The sequence below is a fragment of the Alteromonas sp. ABH4_457 genome, assembly GCF_056160625.1.
In genome coordinates, this window is sequence record NZ_JBSWXN010000006.1 from 274,512 (window position 1) to 295,955 (window position 21,444).

A 21,444-nucleotide genomic window follows, 5' to 3' on the forward strand; every position below is an offset into this window, starting at 1 on the left:
GTAACTGATTAAAGATCAGTTACTTCACACACCAGACCCTTCAGGTAATATCCTTCCGGATACGTGCCAATAACAGGGTGGTCTTTGGCCTGAGTCAGGCGTTCAACAATCTTAATGGTCTTGCCGGCATCCAGCGCGGCATCGGCCACAATCTTCTGAAATAAATCCGCCGGCATCAGGCCCGAACAACTGAATGTCAGCAGTAAACCGCCTGATTTCACCGCATGCATACCATACATGTTAATGTCTTTGTAGCCACGAGATGCGCGGCCCAGCGATGCTTTGCTGTCGACGAACTTAGGCGGATCGAGGATTACCATGTCAAACTGTCGTAGCTCTTCGTGATACTTACGCAGAACCTGAAACACATCACCGTTCACCATGTCACAACGGGCATTGTCGAGATGATTGATTTCAAGATGCTTTGCCGCTAGCTCAAGCGCCGGATCAGACACATCCACATTTGTGACATGTTTTGCGCCGCCCTGTAACGCGTAGCACGAAAACGTGCCGGTATAGCTGAAACAGTTCAGCACATCTTTATCTCTGGCATAGCGCCCGGCAGCTGCGCGGGCATCACGCTGATCAAGGTAAAAACCGGTTTTATGGCCGTTGCGAATATCTACCTGAATCTGAATACCATTTTCCAGGATTGTAACCACCGGTTCCGGATCGCCATGAAGCGTCTGCACCAGTGGCTTTAGTCCTTCTTTTGCACGCACATCCACATCGCTGCGTTCAAAAATGTCTTTCCCCGGCAGCACTTTTTTCAGTGCCCACACAATCTTGTCACGTTGCTTATCAGCACCGGCACTCAACAATTGCACGACAATCACCGTGTTGTACACGTCGATAGTCACGCCGGGCAATCCGTCAGATTCTGATGCGATGAGGCGATAGCTGTTAGTGTTGTCGTTTATCACCAGATTTTCACGGAGGGTGAGGGCAGTAGTAAGACGGCGAACAAAAAAGCCATTGTCTACCGGTTCATCTTTGTTAAAGGTCCACATGCGAACCCGTAACTGGGATTCAGGAGACCAGGCGCCACGGCCCAGCCAGTCGCCTTCTGCACTTACCACATCAACAGTGTCTCCGCTGCGGCAACGTCCGTTAACCGTGGCAACGGCGCTGGCAAAAACCCAGGGATGACGACGGCGCAGTGATTTATCACGTTGAGGTTGTAAGACGACGGTGGCAGACATTGTTATGATAACCCTTAGATGAAAGTGGCGCGCAGTATAGCTTTTCTCATTATCCGGCGCGACTTTTGAACCGAATATTTGTGACGACCATAGGTATCTTTGAATTCAGATCGTCAAACGAGGGAGTACAGCGATGCGATATATCGATTTTGACAAGGGCGCGGGGCCGGAATCTTTGAAGATCAGTGAAACGGATACGCCTGCTATCGCCAGTGGCCAGGTGCTCGTTAAAGTGCATGCATTCGGGGTAAACCGCGCCGACACCTTACAGCGTCAGGGAAAATATCCGCCACCGCCGGGTGAAAGCGACATTCTCGGACTGGAAGTTTCCGGGGTAGTGACTGACGTTGCAGATGATGTCACTCAATGGAAGACGGGTGATAAGGTGTGCGGATTGGTAGCGGGTGGCGGCTACGCTGAATATGTAGCAGTAAATGCCCGTCATCTGATGCCGGTACCAGAGAGTATGTCGTTGACACACGCAGCAGGGCTCACGGAGGTGTTTCTTACCGCCTGGCAGGCGCTGTTCACAATCGGTAACCTGCAAGCTCAGGATAAAGCCCTTATTCACGCCGGTGCCAGCGGTGTTGGATTAGCTGCGCTGCAACTGTGCAAACTGAAGGGCATTGCCACAGCCACCACCGCGTCTTCTGAAGATAAGTTAGCCCAGTGCCGTGATATGGGGGCAAACCTGACCATTAATTATAAAGAACGGGATTTTGCTGCCGTTTTGAAAGACACTTGGCCGGAAGGCGTAAACTTTGTGCTCGATTTTGTGGCAGGGGATTATCTGAACCGTAACCTGAAAGTACTCGCGCAAGACGGGCACATCGTTTATTTAGCCATGCTGGCAGGGCGTTTTGCAGACAAGTTAGACATGGCATTGATGTTGGGCAAACGCGCCCGCATTCAGGGATCAACGCTCAGAAACCGCAGCGACAATTATAAAGCGGATTTAATTCGTGATTTCTGCGAACACGGCTTGCCGGGCTTCGACGACAGCACGCTCACAGTGAACGTAGATACCGTGTTGCCAGTTGAAGATGTCGCTACTGCTCATGCCCGCCTTGAAGCCAACGATAGTCGCGGCAAAATCATTGTTGAGTGGTGATGAAGGCGAGGTTCACCTGACAGGTGTCTTTTAGTCAATTGCCGATGGCAGACACCCCGGCAAAATTGTATGACCCGTTTCGCATTATCGAGTGTTAGTTCGGCTTCATCACTGCACGCGACAAAGGACTGATAAAAATTCACAGTTCGCCATGCTATTTAACCTTCCTGGCTCAGCTATAACAATCCTGGTTTTACGATGACAAATGAGATCTTTCTGATATCAGGAAAGAAGATGGAACAAGATCGAAAAGGAACTTGGTAAGCTTCGTAGAGAATATGAACTGCGATTTTTCACAAAAGAAGCAACGTCTTTATGAATGAAAATTAATAGTGTAGGATGGATGAAATATTCATTTGATTTATGTTTAAGTGCAAAGGTAATGATTAAAAAAATATTTGGATCATTAAAAGGGCGTTTGTTTTCACTTATTTTTTTGGCAATTTTACCTTGCTACGGCTTGATCCTTGTTCATTTTAACACTGCGATAAATAATGAAATTGAAAAATTGCGTGGCAGGGCAGAATTCGTTACTGAGCAATCGGTGCGGAATCAGCAGAACATTGTAAACGGTACCAATATCTATTTGCGGCGGTTAGCTGAATCAGAAGCCGTTAAAGATGTTTTCTCAAACCGCTGTATTGAGTTTGTAAAAGAACAAAACCGGTTGAACATGCACGTTACGAATATAGTGGCTTTTTCTATAGACGGTCATTTAGCATGTGCGGCATCTGATAGCGAGTTTGTCTCAGGATTGGCTCAACAGCCTTTTTTTTCAAAAGCTATAAATACTAAGACCTATGTAACCAGTGAAATACAAGTTGACTCATCTACGGGCGAATTTGTTATGGCGTTTGCTTACCCAATTGTTAGTGAAAGTAACACAAATGAGGTGACTGGTATTGCGGTTGTTGTTGCATCAGTGGAATGGTGGGGACATTTTGTCAGGTCAATGGTGTTACCAAAAAATAGCGTCGCATATATTTTGGATCGTAATTATAAAGCGGTATTCAGTTTAAATGATGATCTTAGCTTTGAAGGGTATTCACAGATTAAAAATGGTGAAACGCGAATAGGGCCAAATGGAGTTCGTCGAATATTTTTCAGCCATCATTTAAGTGTTGAAGATCAAGATATATCGTTAACATTTGTGACGGGGATTAGTATTGATAGAGGTTTTAACTCAATACTTCGCTCATTTTATTATGAGCTATTGTTGTTTACTGCGTTTGTGGCAATTGTACTTATTATTTTGTGGCTTTTTTTCAGAAGTAATATTCGACGTCCACTAGACAACCTTTCAAGCTTCGCTGATGCTCTGGGTGAAGGTAAAGAGATCCAAAGTGACGAAGGTATTGGGATAGAGGAAATGGATTCCCTTCGACAGTCGTTGTTCAACATGGCTGACAAAAAGCATTCTGCCGAACAAAAGTTACGTAATCAGGCATCGCGGGATTCTCTTACTGGCTTGGCAAACCGATCGGCATTCAATGCGTTTGCGCAGCGGATTGTTGAAAAAGGCTATGCATCATATTCACCTAAATTTTCCGTAATTTATATCGACTTAGATAATTTCAAAGAAATTAATGACACCCGGGGGCATGAGGTCGGCGATAGAGTTTTGCATATATTGGCGGATAGGTTAAGCAAGCAGCTACCTGCGAACTGGTTTATTGCTCGTCAAGGAGGTGATGAATTCACAATTATTGTTGACCAATATCAAAAAAGCGAACGTGTTGTTACTGATTGTCAATCATTGCTTAAACTGATTAGTGAGCCCATTCAAGTCTCGCATTTTTCGATGTCGATAATGGCTAGTATTGGATTAGCATTTTATCCGGAAGATGCTGATTCTGTTTCCGATATTATGTCTGCGGCAGACCAGGCAATGTATGCAGCTAAATGTCAAGGTAAGAACAGGGTTTGCCGATTTGATCTCGAATTAAAAAACGCTTTGCTACGGCGTACTTCGCTAACTGAAGCTCTGGGGCTGGCAATTGAAAGAGATGAACTCACTCTGCACTTTCAACCTATTGTTAATAAGCAAAATCGTGTTGTGAAGTTTGAAGCATTATTGAGATGGACGCAGCATAATGGCGTTAAGGTATCTCCGGCGGAATTTATTCCGTTGGCTGAGCATTCAGGTTTGATTTTTGATATTGGGTATTGGGTTATTGAACAAGCATTGGCTGCACTTCCGAGCCTTCAACTGCGGTTTGGGAATGATATACAGGTGAGTGTCAATGTATCGCCGTTACAGTTATCAGGTCATCGGGGAGCATCTAATGATTTGTTGCAGCAACTTTTAGAAAATCACCGCCGGGATCAAAGTGCTAGACATGGAATAGTTATTGAAATTACTGAAAACCTGTTAATGTCTTCTGAGGATGCCACAAAAGAAGCGTTGCGCAAAATTCAGGAACATGGCATAGATATCGCTCTAGACGATTTCGGAACCGGCTATTCCTCTATGTCGTACATTCTGGATCATCGCATCGATTTACTAAAAATAGACAGGAGCTTTGTGCAACACATTACATCAAATAAGTCGTCGTATTTAATGTGTGAAGCAATGATACAGCTCAGCCAAAATTTGGGAATAAAGGTTGTCGCAGAAGGCGTAGAATCTAAAGCACAGGCCGATTTACTGTTTGAAATGGGATGCGATTTTCTTCAAGGTTTTTACGTTTCAAAACCACAACCTTTAGGCGTGGTTTTGAATGATTATGAACTTGTATAAATTTCGGACGTTATTTTTGAATAAAATTCACAGACCTTTATTTTTCCTTATTCAGGAGCGCTTATACGTGCCTGTTTGTTATAATTTTATACACTACTCTGCCAGGCAGTGACAGGTAAAGTGTTCAAAAAGCCGCAACGTATAGAAACGCTTACACAAAAAATAAAAACTTATTAATAAGCGCTCCCCCGCCAATCAGGAAGATAAATAACACCAGCCCCAGTATTAGTGGTTTCATGCCGGCCTGCCGCACTACTTTGAGATGGGTCTTTAATCCTAATGCCACCATCGCCATTGTCAGTAATACATTATCCAGTTCTAATAGTGGCGCAATTACGTTTGTGTCCGGTTTGCCCAGAGAATTCAGGGCAATGACCAGTAAAAAAACAATGGCAAACCAGGGCATCTGGGCCAGTGGAAAATTGTGTCTGCCTGCTGACAAGTTCTGTTGAGAGTCGTTAGTTGCCTGCGCGCGTTGTGCAGGCAGCATTGCCAGTACAATAAGAAAAGGCGCCAGTAACATCACCCGGATCATTTTTTCCAGCACCGCTACCTGTGCTGCGTCGGGGCTGACCGCACTGGCGGCGGCAACCACTTGCGCGACCTCATGAATGGTAGAGCCGGCATATATACCAAAAGCATGGTCAGATAACCCCAGATACGCACCGATAAACGGGTAAATGAACATACTGGTGGTACCAAAGATAACTACAGTGGCCACGGCAATAATAACGTTATCAGCTTTTGCCTTAATCACAGGGGCTGTCGCCAGTATGGCTGCAGCACCACAAATAGCCGAACCTGCACCTATAAGCAGGCTGGTGTGACTGTCCAGTTTAAGTAGTCCCCGACCAGTAATGTAGGCCACCGTGAATACACCCGACATAATAACCAGGTCGATCAATAAGCCACTCCACCCTAAACCAATAACTTCGCTGAACGTAAAGTGAAATCCAAATAGCACAATACCGGTTTTAAGAATCCGGCTTTTGGCAAACTCTACTCCGGTATCAATGTGCTTTAACAGGCCCGGCGCAATCAGGTTGCCCGCCAGCATACCTATCACTATGCCCAGCGTGAGCGGGCTGATACCGGCCTGTGAAAACCACTCCAGCCGGGCCAGACCTGTCGCGCCAACAGCGATGAGCAACACAATGATCAGGCCGCCCGCAAGATGGCGAGAATTGTCCGTGTTCGGATTGTCTGGGTGTATTGGTGATGGCATGGCGCTTTCCTGCAATAGCTGAAGTTGCATTTAATCTACGCCCGGCATTACTATTACTCAAATACACTATTTTCATTTTTGAGTAACTTTAGGTTATACAATGAATCTACATGGTTTGCGGGTATTTTATACAGTGGCTACCCAGCGTAGCTTTTCACTGGCAGCAGAGGCACTTTTTATTAGTCAGCCGGCAGTGTCAAAAGCGATCAGAGAGCTTGAGCACATTGCAGGCATGCCATTGCTTGAACGCGCCAGTAAAGGCAAAACGATTCGCCTGACCGAAGCAGGCCTTGCCTTGCTGGAACACGCTACGGGAATTTTTGCGATTGAAGCAGCCGCCGAGCAGGACTTAAAAGCCCGCGCCGGACTCACCCGCGGACAGCTCAATATCGGTGCCAGCACAACCGTCGCCAGTTACTGGTTAACTGACTTTCTGGCCCGTTTTCACCGTGACCATCCTGATATCGATATATCATTGAACGTGGCTAACTCTTCGCACATTGAACAGGCGCTTCTGCAAAATGATATTGAACTGGGTTATGTGGAAGGTGAAATTGTTCATCCACTTATTCATTGTGAACATTGGAAAAGCGAGCCGTTAAGTCTGTTCTGCGGTAGCACTGGCGCATCCCTTGAGAAAAAGATCCCGGCACTTGAGCAGGCCACCTGGCTGGTCAGGGAACCCGGCTCAGGAACGCGTAGTGTGAATGATCAGTATTTTACCGTACATCAGGTTACGCCGTTTCAGACCATCACGCTGGGCAGTAACGAAGCCATTATCCATGCGGTTGCCGCCGGGATGGGTATCGCGCTGCTGCCCGATGTGGTGGCTGCGCCACTATTAGCACTCAATAGCGTTCAGCGCGTGCCAGTTCAGGCACCACTTCAGCCGGAGCCGCGTTCTCTGTTTTGCCTGACCCACAACACCCGCCCCCGTTCACCTGCTGCCAGCGCTTTTTTAAGTCTGAGTCGGGCGTAAGTAATGCAGCATAAGGACTCGATTGGGTTGAACACTGCTTTAAATAAAACCCTATATTGCTTTACGGCAAACATTCTGTAAGTAGCACCCCAATCCCGCGGCTACCACCAGTGACTAAAACGATTTTTGAATCATCCATGAATTTACCCTGCGTTACTCAAAGTACGTGCCTGAGGTGTTGCGTTCAAAAGGATAATCATCTCTGTATCCGCGAGGTTTTCTTTGCACCGGTGAATTAACCGGAAAAGCCTGTATCGTCCTGCGTAGGACTGCCGGCAGCTTCACGGGCTAAATCATCAACCCGCTCATTTTCCGGATGGCCGGAGTGGCCCTTAACCCAGTGCCAGTCCACATCGTGCTTCTTCACTGCTTCGTCCAGACGCTTCCACAAATCTGCATTTTTTACCGGCTTTTTATCGGCGGTACGCCAGCCGTTTTTGCGCCAATTTTTGATCCACTGGTTTATGCCATTTTTTACGTACTGACTGTCGGTGGTAATGTCTACAATGCAGGGTTCTGTCAAACATTCCAGTGCGGCAGCGGGGGCCATCAGTTCCATGCGGTTATTGGTGGTTTGATTAAAACCCTCACTGATTTCTTTTTTGTGTTTTCCGAATATCAACAGTGCGCCATATCCGCCAGGTCCGGGGTTGCCTAAACAGGAACCATCGGTATATATCGCGATTTTTTTCTTTGCCATGAAGGGCCTTTTTTACGTCAGAAATGTGTTTCCGGGATAATGTCCTGGTATACTAAAGAACTGAAACCGCCTGTGCCAGCGAAAATCTGAAATTCGCGGGGCACCCGGCAACTATAAGATAAAACAAGGTGTTGCAGACATGCGTCAAATCGTGCTCGATACAGAAACCACGGGTATCGAACCTAAAGAAGGTCACCGTATCATTGAAATTGGCTGTGTTGAGGTTGTTAACCGCAAACTCACCGGCAATCATTTTCATGTATACATTAACCCTCAGCGAATTGTTGAACAGGAAGCGATTGAAGTTCACGGGATTACCAATGAATTTCTGGCAGACAAGCCGTTGTTTGCAGACGTGGCGCAGGACTTTATCGACTTTATCACCGGTGCCCAACTGGTAATTCATAACGCGGCCTTCGACGTCGGCTTTATGGATCACGAATTCGGTATGAATGCTCCCACTGCCGGGGTCAAAACTCACGATATCTGCTCTGTGCTCGACAGCTTATCTCTTGCCAGAAAGATGCACCCGGGGCAGAAAAATAACCTCGATGCATTGTGCCGGCGCTATGGTATAGACAACAGCCACCGTGAACTTCACGGCGCTTTGCTGGATGCCGAAATTCTTGCTGATGTTTATCTGCTGATGACCGGTGGCCAGACAAAATTGAATCTGGCCGGCCAGAACAGCGAAGGGAGCGGCGATACTCAGGGGCTCCGGCGTATTCAGCGAAACGGAAATAAATTAAAGGTTATCCGCGCCTCCGCCGATGAATTAGAACAACATGAAGCACGACTGGATATTGTGCAAAAGAGCGGTGGAAAGTGTTTGTGGCGAGCAACTCCCGAAAGTTAATTCCTTTTTTAACTTCTATCTGGCTATTCTTTATTGCCGGCAGTTTTTCGCTGTCAGCACAGCAGGCCGGTGATGAACCGGCCGTCGACACCAGTGCGTTAACCGCACTGGGTGATGATTATCAAAATTCTATTCTTTTGCTTCGTAACCGCTTCCGCATCGATCATGAAGTGGACGAAGTGACCATGGTTTTCTTCCGTGAATTTGGCTCTGCACCCGTGGTTCTGGTGCGTCCCGACGGCTCTAAGATATTTTCTTCTCAGGCTGAAAAAAATAATGTGGAATGGTATGACGATGATACCTTCGACATGATTAAGATAAAAAATCCGGTGCCGGGACCGTGGCAGGCTGTAGGGCAGGTGTTACCGGAAAGCCGGGTGATGGTACTTTCAGGCATTGAGCTTCATGCCGATCCTCTGCCGGCAGTTATATTCTCCGGTGAAGTGCTCAAACAAACCGCCTATCTGACTAATGGTGGCAAGCCCATTGATTATTCGGCTTTCCGTGAAGTGGTTGACTTGTCCATCGAGCTCAAAAGTACCAATAATCCTAATTTTGATAACTTTGGCGCGAAAGACGAACTTATCGCCACCTTTGAAGACAATGGCAGGGGCATGGACGAAGCGCCGGAAGATGGCGTATTCACCGGTCAGTTTAATCTGGCAATCCCTTCCGGTGAGTGGCGTCCTGTTTTCACCGTGGACACTCCCATGTTTTCCCGTGAACAAATTGATCCGGTTATCATGTTACACCCGAACCCCGTGGTATTGAGTGAAACACTGGATGACGGACAACAGGGTTACCACGATTTACATATTGATGTGGTGCGTGACCAGATTGATATTGAATCATTATTGATAGACGGAAAGGTCAGGTTTCCCAATGGCGATATTCAGAACTTTTCCATTACTGAACCTTCATCTGAAGCCCGCTTACACCGGATCCTCGCCTATGAAGACGGCTTGTTCAGAGTAAAGATCACTGCCTACGCGAGCACCATCGATGGCAGGGACGTGATCCTCGATGTGCCGGAATATACCTTTTTAGGCGAAACCGGTGGCGAAGAGAGTGACGAAGCGCCTGTGACAGGTGGAGCAGGGGATCTTGAAGCCGCATTGTTAAAAGACACGCAATCCATGCCGTCTGTACAACTGCCACCGGAAGAGCCCGGAATGGATGACGGCACAATGATCATGCTTATTGCAGTGGTAAACGGCTCGATAATACTGATTGGTGTGCTCATTGTAGGCTTTATTGTATGGAAGCGGAAAAAGGCTGCAAAACCTGCGGTTGCTCCGGCAGCGCCTCAGGCTACTACAGGCGCAGAAGATAAAGAGAAAAAGCCGGGTATGCTGGCTGGTTTACTGTCGAAATTTAAAAAGAAGAAGCCTGACAGCGAAGAAAAGTAGTCGGGCAGTGTGGTTTTCACCAGGTGACTTAAATGGCAGAAACACGGTTTGCAGGCCCTGCCAGCATGCTATACGGTGGTTATTACATCATTATGGCGAATAATCAGGCAAACGATGCATGTTGGCACATTTTATCTAAAAAAACCGTTGACTCGACCATAGGGAATACGTATTATCTGCGCCGCAGTCAGGGCAGAGACTTCAATAAAGAATCTGCAAGCTGCTGAAAAAATTGAAAAAAGTGGAGCGGTAGTTCAGTTGGTTAGAATACCGGCCTGTCACGCCGGGGGTCGCGGGTTCGAGTCCCGTCCGCTCCGCCACTTTCAATAGCAAAACTAATATGGTTCTTCGGAGCGGTAGTTCAGTTGGTTAGAATACCGGCCTGTCACGCCGGGGGTCGCGGGTTCGAGTCCCGTCCGCTCCGCCATTTAGTTTCGCGCCTTCTCTTGTGTGGAGCGGTAGTTCAGTTGGTTAGAATACCGGCCTGTCACGCCGGGGGTCGCGGGTTCGAGTCCCGTCCGCTCCGCCATTCAAGAGACACAATATCCCAGTGGAGCGGTAGTTCAGTTGGTTAGAATACCGGCCTGTCACGCCGGGGGTCGCGGGTTCGAGTCCCGTCCGCTCCGCCACTTTCCTCTAAAGTTATCTGTTTTTCAACGCTTTCTGTTGGTCATTTGCATCCCTCACGTTAGTATTCGCTCAGGTAGAATTACTTCCGGAAGCAAGATTTCATATGGATGCACTACTCGCGTGTCGCGGGATTTCAAAAACTTATCATGACGGCGAAACCGATACGCCGGTTCTTTCTGATGTGTCACTTACCGTACAGACTTCTGAACATGTCGCTATACTAGGCAGTTCGGGTTCAGGAAAAAGTACCTTACTGCATATTCTCGGCGGCCTGGACAAACCTGATGAAGGTGAAGTCTGGTTTCATGGCGAGTCCATGACAGGTATGAAACCATCTCAGTTGGCGGCACTGCGCAATCAGAAAATTGGTTTTATTTACCAGTTCCATCATCTTCTCCCTGAGTTTTCAGCACTGGAAAATGCAGCCATGCCTTTATTGATTGGCGGTATGCCGGAAAAAAAGGCAAAACAGGCGGCAACTGACATGCTGGAACAGGTGGGGTTAACGCACCGGTTGATGCATAAGCCATCCGCGTTATCAGGTGGTGAACGTCAAAGGGTGGCAATTGCCCGTGCGCTGGTAAATCGTCCCGCTCTGGTTCTGGCCGATGAGCCCACCGGAAACCTGGACAATAAAACCGGCGAGCAGGTCTACGGTTTACTGACATCTCTCAGTGAAAGCCTGGGCACCAGTTTTGTTGTCGTGACCCACGACAATGCGCTGGCCGCACGAATGAACCGTACTTTGCATATTAAAGACGGATTGCTTCACGGGGAGGCGGCAGGTTGAATCTGGCATGGCAGCTTGCTTCGCGTTTCCGGCGCGGCAAGCAAAAAAATGGCTACATTTCTTTTATCTCCTTCTCCTCCACGGTAGGGATTGGTCTGGGGTGTTTTGTGCTCATTGTTTTGCTGTCGGTAATGAACGGTTTCGAACGGGAATTGCTGAACCGAATACTTGCTGTTATCCCTCATGGCGAACTCTACGCCGTAAACGGTGAAGGCATTGAAAACTGGGAAGAAGAGATTGCCCGCCTTGAGCAGGATCCCAGAGTGGAGAGCATCGAGCCTTATACAAAAATTACCGGTATGTTGCAGCATAAGGGTAGCCTGAAAGCTGTCGAAATTACCGGTCTTGATATCAGCCGCGCCAGTCATGACCGCTGGCGGGATCAGGTGACGAAAGCCGGCTGGGAACAGTTTACCTCGGGCGATGATCAAATCTTGCTGGGGCAGGGACTGATGCAGAAATTGTCGTTATCGGCTGGTGACCGCATTGGTGTTCTTATCCCGACAGCGACAGACAATATGGCATTCAAAGCCCCCCATCTGATGCATCTTATTGTGGCGGGCAGTCTGAACGTAGGTGGTGAAATGGATAACTACCTGGCGATGATGCACCTGAACACCGCTTCAAAAGAATCCGGCGTAACCACCGGTGCCCAGGGCCTGCGTTTTATGTTGAAAGACCCTTACGATGCCTATGACACCATGCGCAGTATTGGTTATGATTTCAGCCAGGCGGTTTATATTTCCTACTGGATGCGTACCCAGGGACACCTCTATAACGACATTCAACTGGTGCGTGTTGTTGTGATGATTTCACTGACCCTGGTGATTGCTGTAGCCTGTTTTAACATTGTGTCCACTCTGGTGATGGCCGTCAGAGAAAAACAGGGAGCAATAGCAATCCTGAAAACCATGGGGGCAGGAGACAGTCTTATCCGCCGCACATTCATGATTCAGGGTCTTATCAACGGTGTGACCGGTATTGTTTGCGGCACCGTGGCAGCGGTATTCGTGGCGCCTAATCTTTCTGCCATTGTCGCTTTTATTGAAAAGCTGACAGGCATAACGGTGTTGTCCGGAGATATTTACTTTATCGATTTTCTGCCGTCAGAATTGCAGTGGCAGGACGTGGTTATTACTGTATCGACTGCCTTTGTATTGTGTTTGCTGGCAACATGGTATCCGGCTTCAAGGGCAGTAAAGGTTGATCCGGCAAGAGCACTGAACGGATAACAATAATTATGCGTGCTCTGTGAATATAAAAAAAGGTGGCCGCGGCCACCTTTTTTCTTTTAAGCATTTTTATCGAAGTGTTCGAAGTCCACCGTTTCTTCTTTTATGCCGGCATCCGGGTCATTATAAACCGCTTCATCCAGTTCGCCTTCACTCTTTGCCACCACACAGGAAACCATACAGTCACCGGTGATGTTAACGGCAGTACGGGTCATATCCAGTAAACGGTCGACACCGATAATCAAACCAATACCTTCCACAGGCAGATTCACCTGTTGCAGTACCATAGCAAGCATTATAAGGCCTACGCCCGGCACACCTGCCGTACCTACTGAAGCCAGTGTGGCGGTGAAGACCACCATGATGTAATCACCAAGTGTCAGATCCACACCATAAACCTGTGCGATAAACACGGTGGCTACACCCTGCATAATGGCAGTACCATCCATGTTGATGGTTGAACCCAGTGGAAGCGTGAAAGAAGAAACCGATTTGCCCACGCCCAGTTTGTTACGTGCAGTTTCCATGGTCACCGGTAAGGTGGCGCTGCTGCTGGATGTGGTGAAGGCAAACAGGGCGGCGTCGCGCATTTTCTTAATCAGGGTAAACGGGCTCAGACCGGTCATGGTTTTAAGAAGCACTGAATACACAATCGTACCATGTAGAATAAGCACGACTAATACGAGGAAAAAGTATTTCGCGAGACTGCCAAGCATATCACCACCGATGGTGCTGAACAGTTTGGCCATTAATACGAACACACCGTATGGCGCCAGATTCATAATAATGGTAACCAGCTTCATGATAATCGTATTTAAATCTTCAAATACCGCGCCCAGTCGTTTGCCGGCATCGCCGGTCATCGCCATAGCTACACCGAACAAGACGGCGAAGATAATAATTTGCAGCATGTTTCCTTCCGCCATGGATTTGATGGGGTTGGTAGGGAACATGTTAATAATAACCTGAGAGAAGGAAGGGGCTTCTTTAGCCACATAGCTTGCATCGGTAGGCATTAATACGTTACTGCCGGGGCTGACAACTAATCCCAGACTGATGGCCAGTGTAATTGCGATAGCTGTTGTGAGTATATATAACGATACGGATTTGAGGCCCAGACGACCCAGTTTTCCCGGGTCAGATAAACTGCACGTACCGCATACAAGTGAGATAAACACTAGCGGGACAACCAACATTTTCAGGCTGGCGATGAAGATAGCACCGATTGTGGAGAATATACCTTCTACCAAAAAGGTATACGTGGAAAATTCAAAGCCGAATATCGAAAAGCGAAAATCTCCGCTATTATCGAAAAGAAGCTGAAGTAACCAACCGGTAATGATTCCGGCGCCCATGCCGATAAAGATTCTGGCAGTGAGGCTAAGCTTATTAGCAGATTGAGACATGTGGGTTCCCTAACAACAATGTTATTGATTTTGTTATAGCTTTAGTGTGCCAGAATCTTATCAGATTGAAATGAAAAATATTTCAGTATTGTCATTTACTAGAGGTCCAGGAAGACAACTATGAAAACACTTTCCCAGTCTCTGACGCTGTTCAGTATGCTGTTCTTATTATTTGCCTGCGGAGGCGGCGGCTCGTTAGAGCGTGAATCCGACAGCAGTAGCGGCTCAGGAGACTCTGGCGACACTGACTCAACTTACACGGTTTCTCTTGCTCTCGTAAACCAGAATGATGAGACTGACCGTAATCTTGCGACAGATAACCCGCTCACACTGAACGCGACAGTGACTGACAATGACGGGGCGCCGCTGGCAGACACCTTAATTACCTTCACATTATCTAATGAAGAACTGGCTGTTTTCGGTAATGATACCGGCACAGCGCGTACAGATGATGCCGGTGTTGCCACTATTGATCTTACCGTTGGCACAGCGGCCGGTGATGGTCAGATCACAGCCACTTTACCTGATGGTACTGAAGGCACAACGACATTTACTTCGTCCGGCAGTAGTTCGGATGAAAACGCGGTCTACACAATTTCGCTGACACTGGTAAACCAGGCAGGTGAGGCTGACCGTAATCTTGCATCAGACAATGCACTGACCCTCAATGTCAGTGTGACCGATCAGTTCGATAATCCTCTTACCGATACTCTGATTGATTTCACGTTATCTGATGAAAATATTGCCACTTTCTCAAACGACACGGCTACCGCCCGCACTGATGATACCGGCGCGGCGACTATCGGCCTTGCTGTTGGCAGTGCCTCAGGTGACGGTGAAGTCACCGCTACATTACCTGACGGGACTACTGCTTCTACCACTTTTTCCTCTGAAGGCGCTTCTGTGATCACGGAAGTTCCGGCTGTTCTTGAGTTGTACACCACTTCGGTACAACTGGCTTCCAGCGGTTCAGATGACATTGAATTAATTGCACTGGTTAAAAATGCGCAGAGCGTATTAATGGAAGGGGTTGATGTGTCATTCTCTGCACCTTCTTCAGCCGGTGTAGAAATTCAGCAGGTTGACAGCCAGACACTGGAAAACGGTACGGCAACGGCCAGACTGACCAGCCAGAATAATGCTGCCAACCGCACTGTCACCGTGACTGCCGCCACCGGCGACCTGACGCAAACCATCGACATTGAGATTTCAGGTACTGAGGTCACTATTAACGGTGCCCGCTCAATTACTATTAATGATTCCACCACTCTGACGTTGCGGGTTCAGGACTCGGATGGCACAAATATTCCTAATCAGGCCATCGAACTGGCTGCAACATCCGGCGAATTATCAGCGTCATCTGTCACAACTGGCGCGAATGGTCAGGCTACCGTCCAATTTACCGGTACTGTATCAGGTTCGTCCACGGTCACAGCGTCTGCGTTGAATGCCATTGGCAGTTTCACAGTCACCGTGCAGGAAGATGACTTTTCCTTTACCACTGTGCCTGCGGAAGAAGTGGCTGTTGCACCGGATGACAGCTATGAAGAAGCGAATTACACCACACTGACAGTGAGCTGGAACAAAGACAATGCCCCTTTTGCCGGCGGAACAGTAACTTTTACTGCATCCCGTGGTGATATTCGCCCGGGCGATGAAAGCGGTACTACCGACGCTAACGGTGAGTTGTCTTTTGATATCGCGTCAACCAATGCCGGCTTATCTTCTGTCACTGCAACCGGCGTGGACGGTGACGGTAATGAAGTGAGTGCGACAGTTGATATTGAGTTTATTGCCACCGATGCTGACAGCCTTTATGTGGATGCGTCTCCTGATCAGATTGGCCCTGACGGACAAACCAGTACCATTACTGCGATAGTCCGTGACCCTGCGGGCAACCTGGTGAAAGGCAAAGTTGTCAGCTTTACAGTGAACGACACCAGTACCGGTTCCATTTCACCGTCACAGGCAACCACTGACAGTAACGGTATTGCTTCAACAGTATTCACATCCGGCGCAGTAACCAGCGAAGATGCGGTGATGGTAACAGCAACAGTGGTTGATGATGTCGCTGTAACCGGCGATGTAACACTGACTGTAGGAAACCGGGCATTTGACGTATCAATCGGTACCGGTAATGAAATTGAAAAACCCGATAGCACAACATACCTGAAAGAGTTTGCTGTGTTTGTAACGGATTCGGTGGGACAGCCAATTGAAGGGGTGTCGCTGACAGCATCGTCTACACCTGTAAAATATGCCGATGGTGGTGAATTCTACAAGGGATACTGGGTATGGGTTGACCCTGTATGGGTTATCCGTGATGTAGATTCTGACGGGAATATACTGGGTACCTATACTGCTGAATGTGTGAACGAAGACATTAACGGAAACGGTATTTTAGATTCAGGTAATTTTAATGCTCAGCGCCTGGCTTCGGATACTACAGACTTTTCCAATGGTGAAGACATTAACCGCGATACTTTCCTGACTCCCGGTATTGTTGGTTCACTGACATTCAAGGATGGTATCAACGAAACTGATGAAAATGGGCAGGCAACGCTGGAACTCCGTTATCCCAGAGAATATGCCGGATTTTACGAAGCTGAGATTTCTGTATTTGCACAGTCTACAGGTAGTGAAGCCAGTGCGAGTATGAAGTATCTGTTTGCAATCGCTGCAGATGATGCTTCGAATGAAAATATTCAGCCACCTTCCAGTCCGTTCGGAGTGAGTAGCCAATGTACAGATGCTGAGTGATTCAGCTCTCTGACAAAAAAGCCGTCACCTGAAGTGACGGCTTTTTCATATCTGCCTGTCCGTAAGATTAATTAAACCTGCTGGAAGGGGTAGACCGAACCGAGTTTCATGATTTGTGTCAGTTCATCCAGGGCGGTACGGCTTTCTGTGAGTAACTGCGGATCCCGTAAATCCTGCTCAGACAGGCGGTCACGGTAGTGTTTTTCCACCCACTGATTCAGACGGGCAAACAGGATGTCATTCATCAGCGTATGCGGGTTTGCGGCCTTTAATTCTTTCTCATTCATGGCTACGCGTAACCGTAAACAGGCCGGGCCACCGCCGTTTCGCATGCTCTGCTTAACATCAAAGTATTTCACTTCTTTTACCGGCGTGTCCATGGCTGTGAGGGTGTTTAAATAATCAGAAACTGCCGGGTTTTCCTGACATTCTGCCGGTGCAATAATTGCCATGTGACCCTGCGGCAGGGTGATGATTTGAGTATTAAACAAATAGGTACTGACCGCGTCCATTACAGAAACAGCACTGGTAGGTACTTCAATGAAGTGCAGCGGACTTTCACCAAATTTGCGGCGAATTTCTTTCAGTACGGAGCCGGTATTCAAAAAGGCTTGCTCATGATAGAAAAGGACGTTCTGGTTACCTACTGAAATCACGTCGTTGTGGAAGACTCCCTGATCAATCACATCCGGATTCTGCTGGATATACACCACTTTTTCATCTTTCAGACCGTGCAGGCGGGAAATAGCCTGTGAGGCTTCAAACGTTTGTCTTGCAGGGTAACGCACCGGTGCAGGTTTACTGTGGTTAAACGCATACCGGCCGTAAACGAACAACTCTACACCGGCTTTGCCGTATTCAGTACACAGCCTGGTATGGTTTGCCGCACCTTCGTCGCCGAAATGCTCGTTATCGGGCAGGTGAGTATGGTGAGCGAAGTATTTGTCATCATCGAAGGTTGCCTGCAAAATGGCACCGGTTACCGCCGGTTCAAGTGAACGGTGGAACTTATTGGTCAGATTGGCCGGGGTAAAATGAATTCTGCCGTCCAGTGTGTCAGCACCGGGTGAAACCGTTGCTGCATTGGCTGTCCACATGCTTGAGGCGGAGCAACAGGCAAGAAAGACCTGAGGCGCCTGCTTTGCAGCTTTATCAAGAACCTGTGCATCTGAACCGGAAAAGCCCAGACGTCTCAGCATGGCGATGTCAGGACGCTCCTGCGGCGCTAAAACACCTTGTTTCATTCCCATATCAGCCAGCGCTTTCATCTTCGCCAGACCTTGTTTTGCTGCCTCTTTAGGATTGCTGACAGCATTGGCATTATTTTGAGATGCAACGTTTCCGGTTGATAACCCTGCATAGTTATGGGTAGGGCCAACGAGTCCGTCAAAATTTACTTCAAATTGCTGCATGGAATTGCCTCTTGGAAATGGATCATGAATGACTGCCGGCCGTTGCTTGAATTTAGCGTAAGAACCCAAATAAAGCAGGGGAAGGCAGCAAATAAACCGTCTTTTTTGCTCACTGAATTGGCGGCATTATACGGTTTTTAATGGCCTTGCCAACGTGAGTGATTAAAAAGTGAACGGTTTGTGGCGGTATTTGAAGCAGGCGACAGAATAACTATTAAGAAGATCTTGTTTTCCATTCACTTTGTAGATATATGTTAAAAAAAGAAAGGGTAGTGCACCATCACTTCTTTATACCCTTTATTATTCAATGAGATGATCTAAATCTCTGATTACGAACAGGTTTAATCAATTTTTATGGCAAAATCACTGGTTATTGTCGAGTCACCAGCAAAAGCAAAAACGATAAATAAATATCTCGGTAAAAATTTTATCGTAAAATCTTCTGTTGGCCACGTGCGCGACTTGCCTACGAAGGCGGTCGGCAATGTTGAGCCCAAAAAACCGGCAAAAGAACTGAAAACGTTAAGCGATGATGCGCGGGAAGAATATCTGCGCAAATATGAATACCGTAAACTGGTAGATCGCATGGGCGTCGACCCTGAAGCAGACTGGAAAGCACATTATCAGGTGCTTCAGGGCAAAGAAAAAGTTGTCAATGAGCTGAAGAAGCTCGCAAAAGACGCTGACACCGTTTATCTCGCAACGGATTTGGACCGCGAAGGGGAAGCCATTGCATGGCACCTGCGGGAACTCCTTGGCGAGAAGAATAAAACTTATCAGCGCGTGGTGTTTAACGAAATCACCAAAAACGCCATTCAGGAAGCTTTCTCTCATCCCGGTGAGGTTAACACTGATCGCGTGAATGCCCAGCAGGCAAGACGTTTCCTTGACCGCGTTGTGGGTTTCATGGTGTCACCGCTGTTGTGGAAGAAAATTGCCCGCGGGTTGTCTGCCGGTCGTGTGCAGTCAGTAGCTGTACGTCTGGTTGTCGAGCGTGAGCGGGAAATTAAGGCTTTTGTACCGGAAGAATTCTGGGACGTACATGCAGATGTAACATCAGGTGCGAAACAGCAACTGCGTATGCTGGTTAACCGTTACCGCGATAAAGCGTTTAAACCGGTTAATAAGAAAGAAACCGATGCAGCGCTGGCCGAACTGGAAAAAGCGCAATACGTGGTTGAAAGCCGTGAGTCTAAACCCACGCAAAGTAAACCGTCAGCACCGTTTATTACATCTACTCTGCAGCAGGCGGCCAGTACCCGTCTTGGTTTTGGTGTTAAGAAAACTATGATGCTGGCTCAGCGATTGTACGAAGCTGGTCACATTACCTATATGCGTACAGACTCAACGAATCTGAGTCAGGAAGCGCTGGATAATTGCCGTGCTTACATCGACGATAATTTTGGTGGCAAGTATCTGCCGGATTCACCTATCCGTTACGGTAGCAAAGAAGGCGCTCAGGAAGCCCACGAAGCGATTCGTCCTTCAAACGTAAATGTGCAGGCAGCGTCGCTTAAAGAGATGGAGAGAGACGCACAGCGCCTGTATGAGCTGATCTGGCGTCAGTTTGTTGCATGTCAGATGACAAACGCAAAATATGATGCCACTACGATCCGTGTAACTGCCGGTGATTATGAACTGGTGGCGAAGGGCCGGGTACTGAAATTTGACGGTTGGACTAAGGTACAGCCACAAATCCGTAAGAAGGGTGATGAAGAACTGTTACTGCCGGACGTGAAGCAGGGCGAAGCCCTCGATTTGCAGGCCTTGGATCCTAAACAGCACTTTACTAAACCGGTGGCCCGTTTTAACGAAGCTTCACTGGTAAAAGAGCTTGAGAAACGTGGCATTGGCCGGCCTTCTACCTACGCCAGCATTATATCCACGATTCAGGATCGTGGTTATGTCCGGCTGGAAAATAAACGTTTCTATGCTGAAAAAATGGGTGAAATTGTTAATGATCGTCTGATGGAAAACTTCGACGACCTGATGAGTTATGATTTCACTGCTAATATGGAACAGCATCTCGATGACATTGCAGAAGGTAAGAAAAACTGGAAGCAGGTTCTCGACAGTTTCTACAACGATTTCTACGCCAAGTTACTGAAAGCAGAAAAGGACGCTGAAGAAGGTGGAATGCGCACCAATCAGGCGGTCCCGGCTGGTATTGAATGCGACAAGTGTGGCCGTGAAATGAACGTCCGTACCGCATCTACCGGTGTATTCTTAGGATGCTCAGGTTACAACCTGCCTCCGAAAGAGCGTTGCACCAACACCATGAACCTGACACCGGGTGACGAAGTGGTGAAAGTCGATAACGAAGAAGAGCTGGAAACCGAAGCCTTGCGGGCTAAGCGCCGTTGTGACGTATGTGGTACGGCAATGGACAGCTATCTGGTAGATGAAAAGCGTAAACTGCATGTGTGTGGTAACACGCCGACCTGTCCGGGGACTTACGTAGAAGCCGGTACATTTAAGATTAAAGGGTACGACGGTCCGGTTATCGAATGTGATAAGTGCGGCAGTGATATGGAGCTGAAGAACGGCCGGTTTGGTAAATACTTCGGTTGCACCAGCGAAGAATGTAAGAATACCCGTAAGCTGCTGCGTAACGGCGAAGCTGCGCCACCAAAAGAAGATCCGGTGGATTTACCTGAATTGCCCTGTGAGAAGTCTGATGCGCACTTTGTATTGCGTGACGGTGCCTCCGGTATATTCCTCGCAGCACATAATTTCCCTAAATCAAGGGAAACCCGTGCACCAAAGGTTGAGGAACTGGCCCGTTTCAGAGATCGTATTTCGCCTAAGTTTTACTATCTGGCGGATGCGCCGCAAAAGGATCCGGAAGGTAATCCGGCCATTGTGCGTTACAGCAGAAAAACTAAGCAGCAATACGTTATGTCTGAAAATGACAGCGGTAAATCAACAGGGTGGTCGTCCTGGTATCAGGATGGCAAATGGGTAACCCAGGACAAGAAAAAGAAGTAGGTGT

15 protein-coding genes and 4 tRNA genes are annotated in these 21,444 nt (G+C 47.8%); 14 read left to right on the plus strand and 5 right to left on the minus strand.

All coding sequences use genetic code 11. The features are described 5' to 3' along the window. Positions 1-8: 8 nt before the first annotated feature. Entirely contained in the window at positions 9-1,202 is a 1,194-nt protein-coding gene (locus tag ACXAGR_RS16540) for a class I SAM-dependent rRNA methyltransferase (RefSeq protein WP_474851357.1), read from the minus strand. 133 nt (positions 1,203-1,335) lie between these two features. Here ACXAGR_RS16540 and ACXAGR_RS16545 point away from each other — a divergent pair, with 133 nt between their 5' ends. Beyond that, entirely contained in the window at positions 1,336-2,313 is a 978-nt protein-coding gene (locus tag ACXAGR_RS16545; RefSeq protein WP_474851359.1) for an NAD(P)H-quinone oxidoreductase, read from the plus strand. Positions 2,314-2,632: 319 nt separating this feature from the next. Next, positions 2,633-5,053, plus strand: coding sequence for a bifunctional diguanylate cyclase/phosphodiesterase (locus ACXAGR_RS16550; RefSeq protein ID WP_474851361.1), 2,421 nt, complete (start codon positions 2,633-2,635; stop codon positions 5,051-5,053). A gap of 151 nt (positions 5,054-5,204) precedes the next feature. On the opposite strand, the gene ACXAGR_RS16555 is transcribed toward ACXAGR_RS16550, so the two are convergent. Beyond that, the gene (locus tag ACXAGR_RS16555) at positions 5,205-6,278 is read right to left on the minus strand and encodes a YeiH family protein (RefSeq protein WP_474851363.1); all 1,074 of its coding nucleotides are present in this window, start codon (positions 6,276-6,278) and stop codon (positions 5,205-5,207) included. A 100-nt stretch (positions 6,279-6,378) separates the two neighbouring features. On the opposite strand from ACXAGR_RS16555, the gene ACXAGR_RS16560 reads away from it, so the two are divergent. After that, positions 6,379-7,257, plus strand: a complete 879-nt coding sequence (locus ACXAGR_RS16560; protein WP_474851365.1) for a LysR family transcriptional regulator — start codon at positions 6,379-6,381, stop codon at positions 7,255-7,257. A 235-nt stretch (positions 7,258-7,492) separates the two neighbouring features. On the opposite strand, the gene rnhA is transcribed toward ACXAGR_RS16560, so the two are convergent. Beyond that, entirely contained in the window at positions 7,493-7,957 is a 465-nt protein-coding gene (gene rnhA / locus ACXAGR_RS16565) for a ribonuclease HI (protein ID WP_303573950.1), read from the minus strand. Positions 7,958-8,096: 139 nt separating this feature from the next. Here rnhA and dnaQ point away from each other — a divergent pair, with 139 nt between their 5' ends. From dnaQ to lolE, 9 genes are all read left to right on the plus strand, one after another. After that, complete coding sequence (gene dnaQ / locus ACXAGR_RS16570) at positions 8,097-8,813, plus strand: DNA polymerase III subunit epsilon (RefSeq protein ID WP_474851367.1); 717 nt, start codon at positions 8,097-8,099, stop codon at positions 8,811-8,813. After that, on the plus strand, positions 8,789-10,222 hold the full coding sequence (locus tag ACXAGR_RS16575; protein WP_474851369.1) for a TIGR03503 family protein: 1,434 nt from the start codon (positions 8,789-8,791) through the stop codon (positions 10,220-10,222). Before dnaQ ends, ACXAGR_RS16575 begins: the two co-directional genes overlap by 25 nt. A 32-nt stretch (positions 10,223-10,254) precedes the next feature. Further along, on the plus strand, positions 10,255-10,449 hold the full coding sequence (locus ACXAGR_RS16580; RefSeq protein WP_474844334.1) for a hypothetical protein: 195 nt from the start codon (positions 10,255-10,257) through the stop codon (positions 10,447-10,449). Positions 10,450-10,465: 16 nt separating this feature from the next. After that, positions 10,466-10,542, plus strand: a tRNA-Asp gene (locus tag ACXAGR_RS16585). A 30-nt stretch (positions 10,543-10,572) separates the two neighbouring features. After that, positions 10,573-10,649: transfer RNA gene (locus ACXAGR_RS16590), tRNA-Asp, on the plus strand. Between the two features lie 25 nt (positions 10,650-10,674). Next, positions 10,675-10,751: transfer RNA gene (locus tag ACXAGR_RS16595), tRNA-Asp, on the plus strand. 23 nt (positions 10,752-10,774) lie between these two features. Continuing rightward, a tRNA-Asp gene (locus ACXAGR_RS16600) sits at positions 10,775-10,851 on the plus strand. A gap of 104 nt (positions 10,852-10,955) precedes the next feature. Next, a complete protein-coding gene (lolD, locus tag ACXAGR_RS16605) occupies positions 10,956-11,642 on the plus strand; it encodes a lipoprotein-releasing ABC transporter ATP-binding protein LolD (RefSeq protein ID WP_474851371.1) in 687 nt (228 codons plus the stop codon). Beyond that, a complete protein-coding gene (gene lolE / locus ACXAGR_RS16610; RefSeq protein WP_474851373.1) occupies positions 11,639-12,874 on the plus strand; it encodes a lipoprotein-releasing ABC transporter permease subunit LolE in 1,236 nt (411 codons plus the stop codon). Before lolD ends, lolE begins: the two co-directional genes overlap by 4 nt. Positions 12,875-12,933: 59 nt before the next feature. On the opposite strand, the gene ACXAGR_RS16615 is transcribed toward lolE, so the two are convergent. Then, the gene (locus ACXAGR_RS16615) at positions 12,934-14,280 is read right to left on the minus strand and encodes a dicarboxylate/amino acid:cation symporter (RefSeq protein ID WP_474851375.1); all 1,347 of its coding nucleotides are present in this window, start codon (positions 14,278-14,280) and stop codon (positions 12,934-12,936) included. A gap of 120 nt (positions 14,281-14,400) precedes the next feature. On the opposite strand from ACXAGR_RS16615, the gene ACXAGR_RS16620 reads away from it, so the two are divergent. Continuing rightward, positions 14,401-17,040, plus strand: a complete 2,640-nt coding sequence (locus tag ACXAGR_RS16620) for an Ig-like domain-containing protein (protein ID WP_474851377.1) — start codon at positions 14,401-14,403, stop codon at positions 17,038-17,040. 71 nt (positions 17,041-17,111) lie between these two features. On the opposite strand, the gene astB is transcribed toward ACXAGR_RS16620, so the two are convergent. Further along, positions 17,112-18,452: an N-succinylarginine dihydrolase gene (gene astB, locus ACXAGR_RS16625; RefSeq protein ID WP_474844329.1), complete on the minus strand. Its 1,341-nt coding sequence runs from the start codon at positions 18,450-18,452 to the stop codon at positions 17,112-17,114. A gap of 354 nt (positions 18,453-18,806) precedes the next feature. Between astB and topA the strand changes: the two genes are divergently transcribed. Continuing rightward, positions 18,807-21,440 (plus strand): type I DNA topoisomerase, encoded by a 2,634-nt coding sequence (gene topA, locus ACXAGR_RS16630; RefSeq protein WP_474851379.1) that lies wholly within the window; start codon positions 18,807-18,809, stop codon positions 21,438-21,440. The last annotated feature ends 4 nt before the right edge of the window (positions 21,441-21,444 follow it).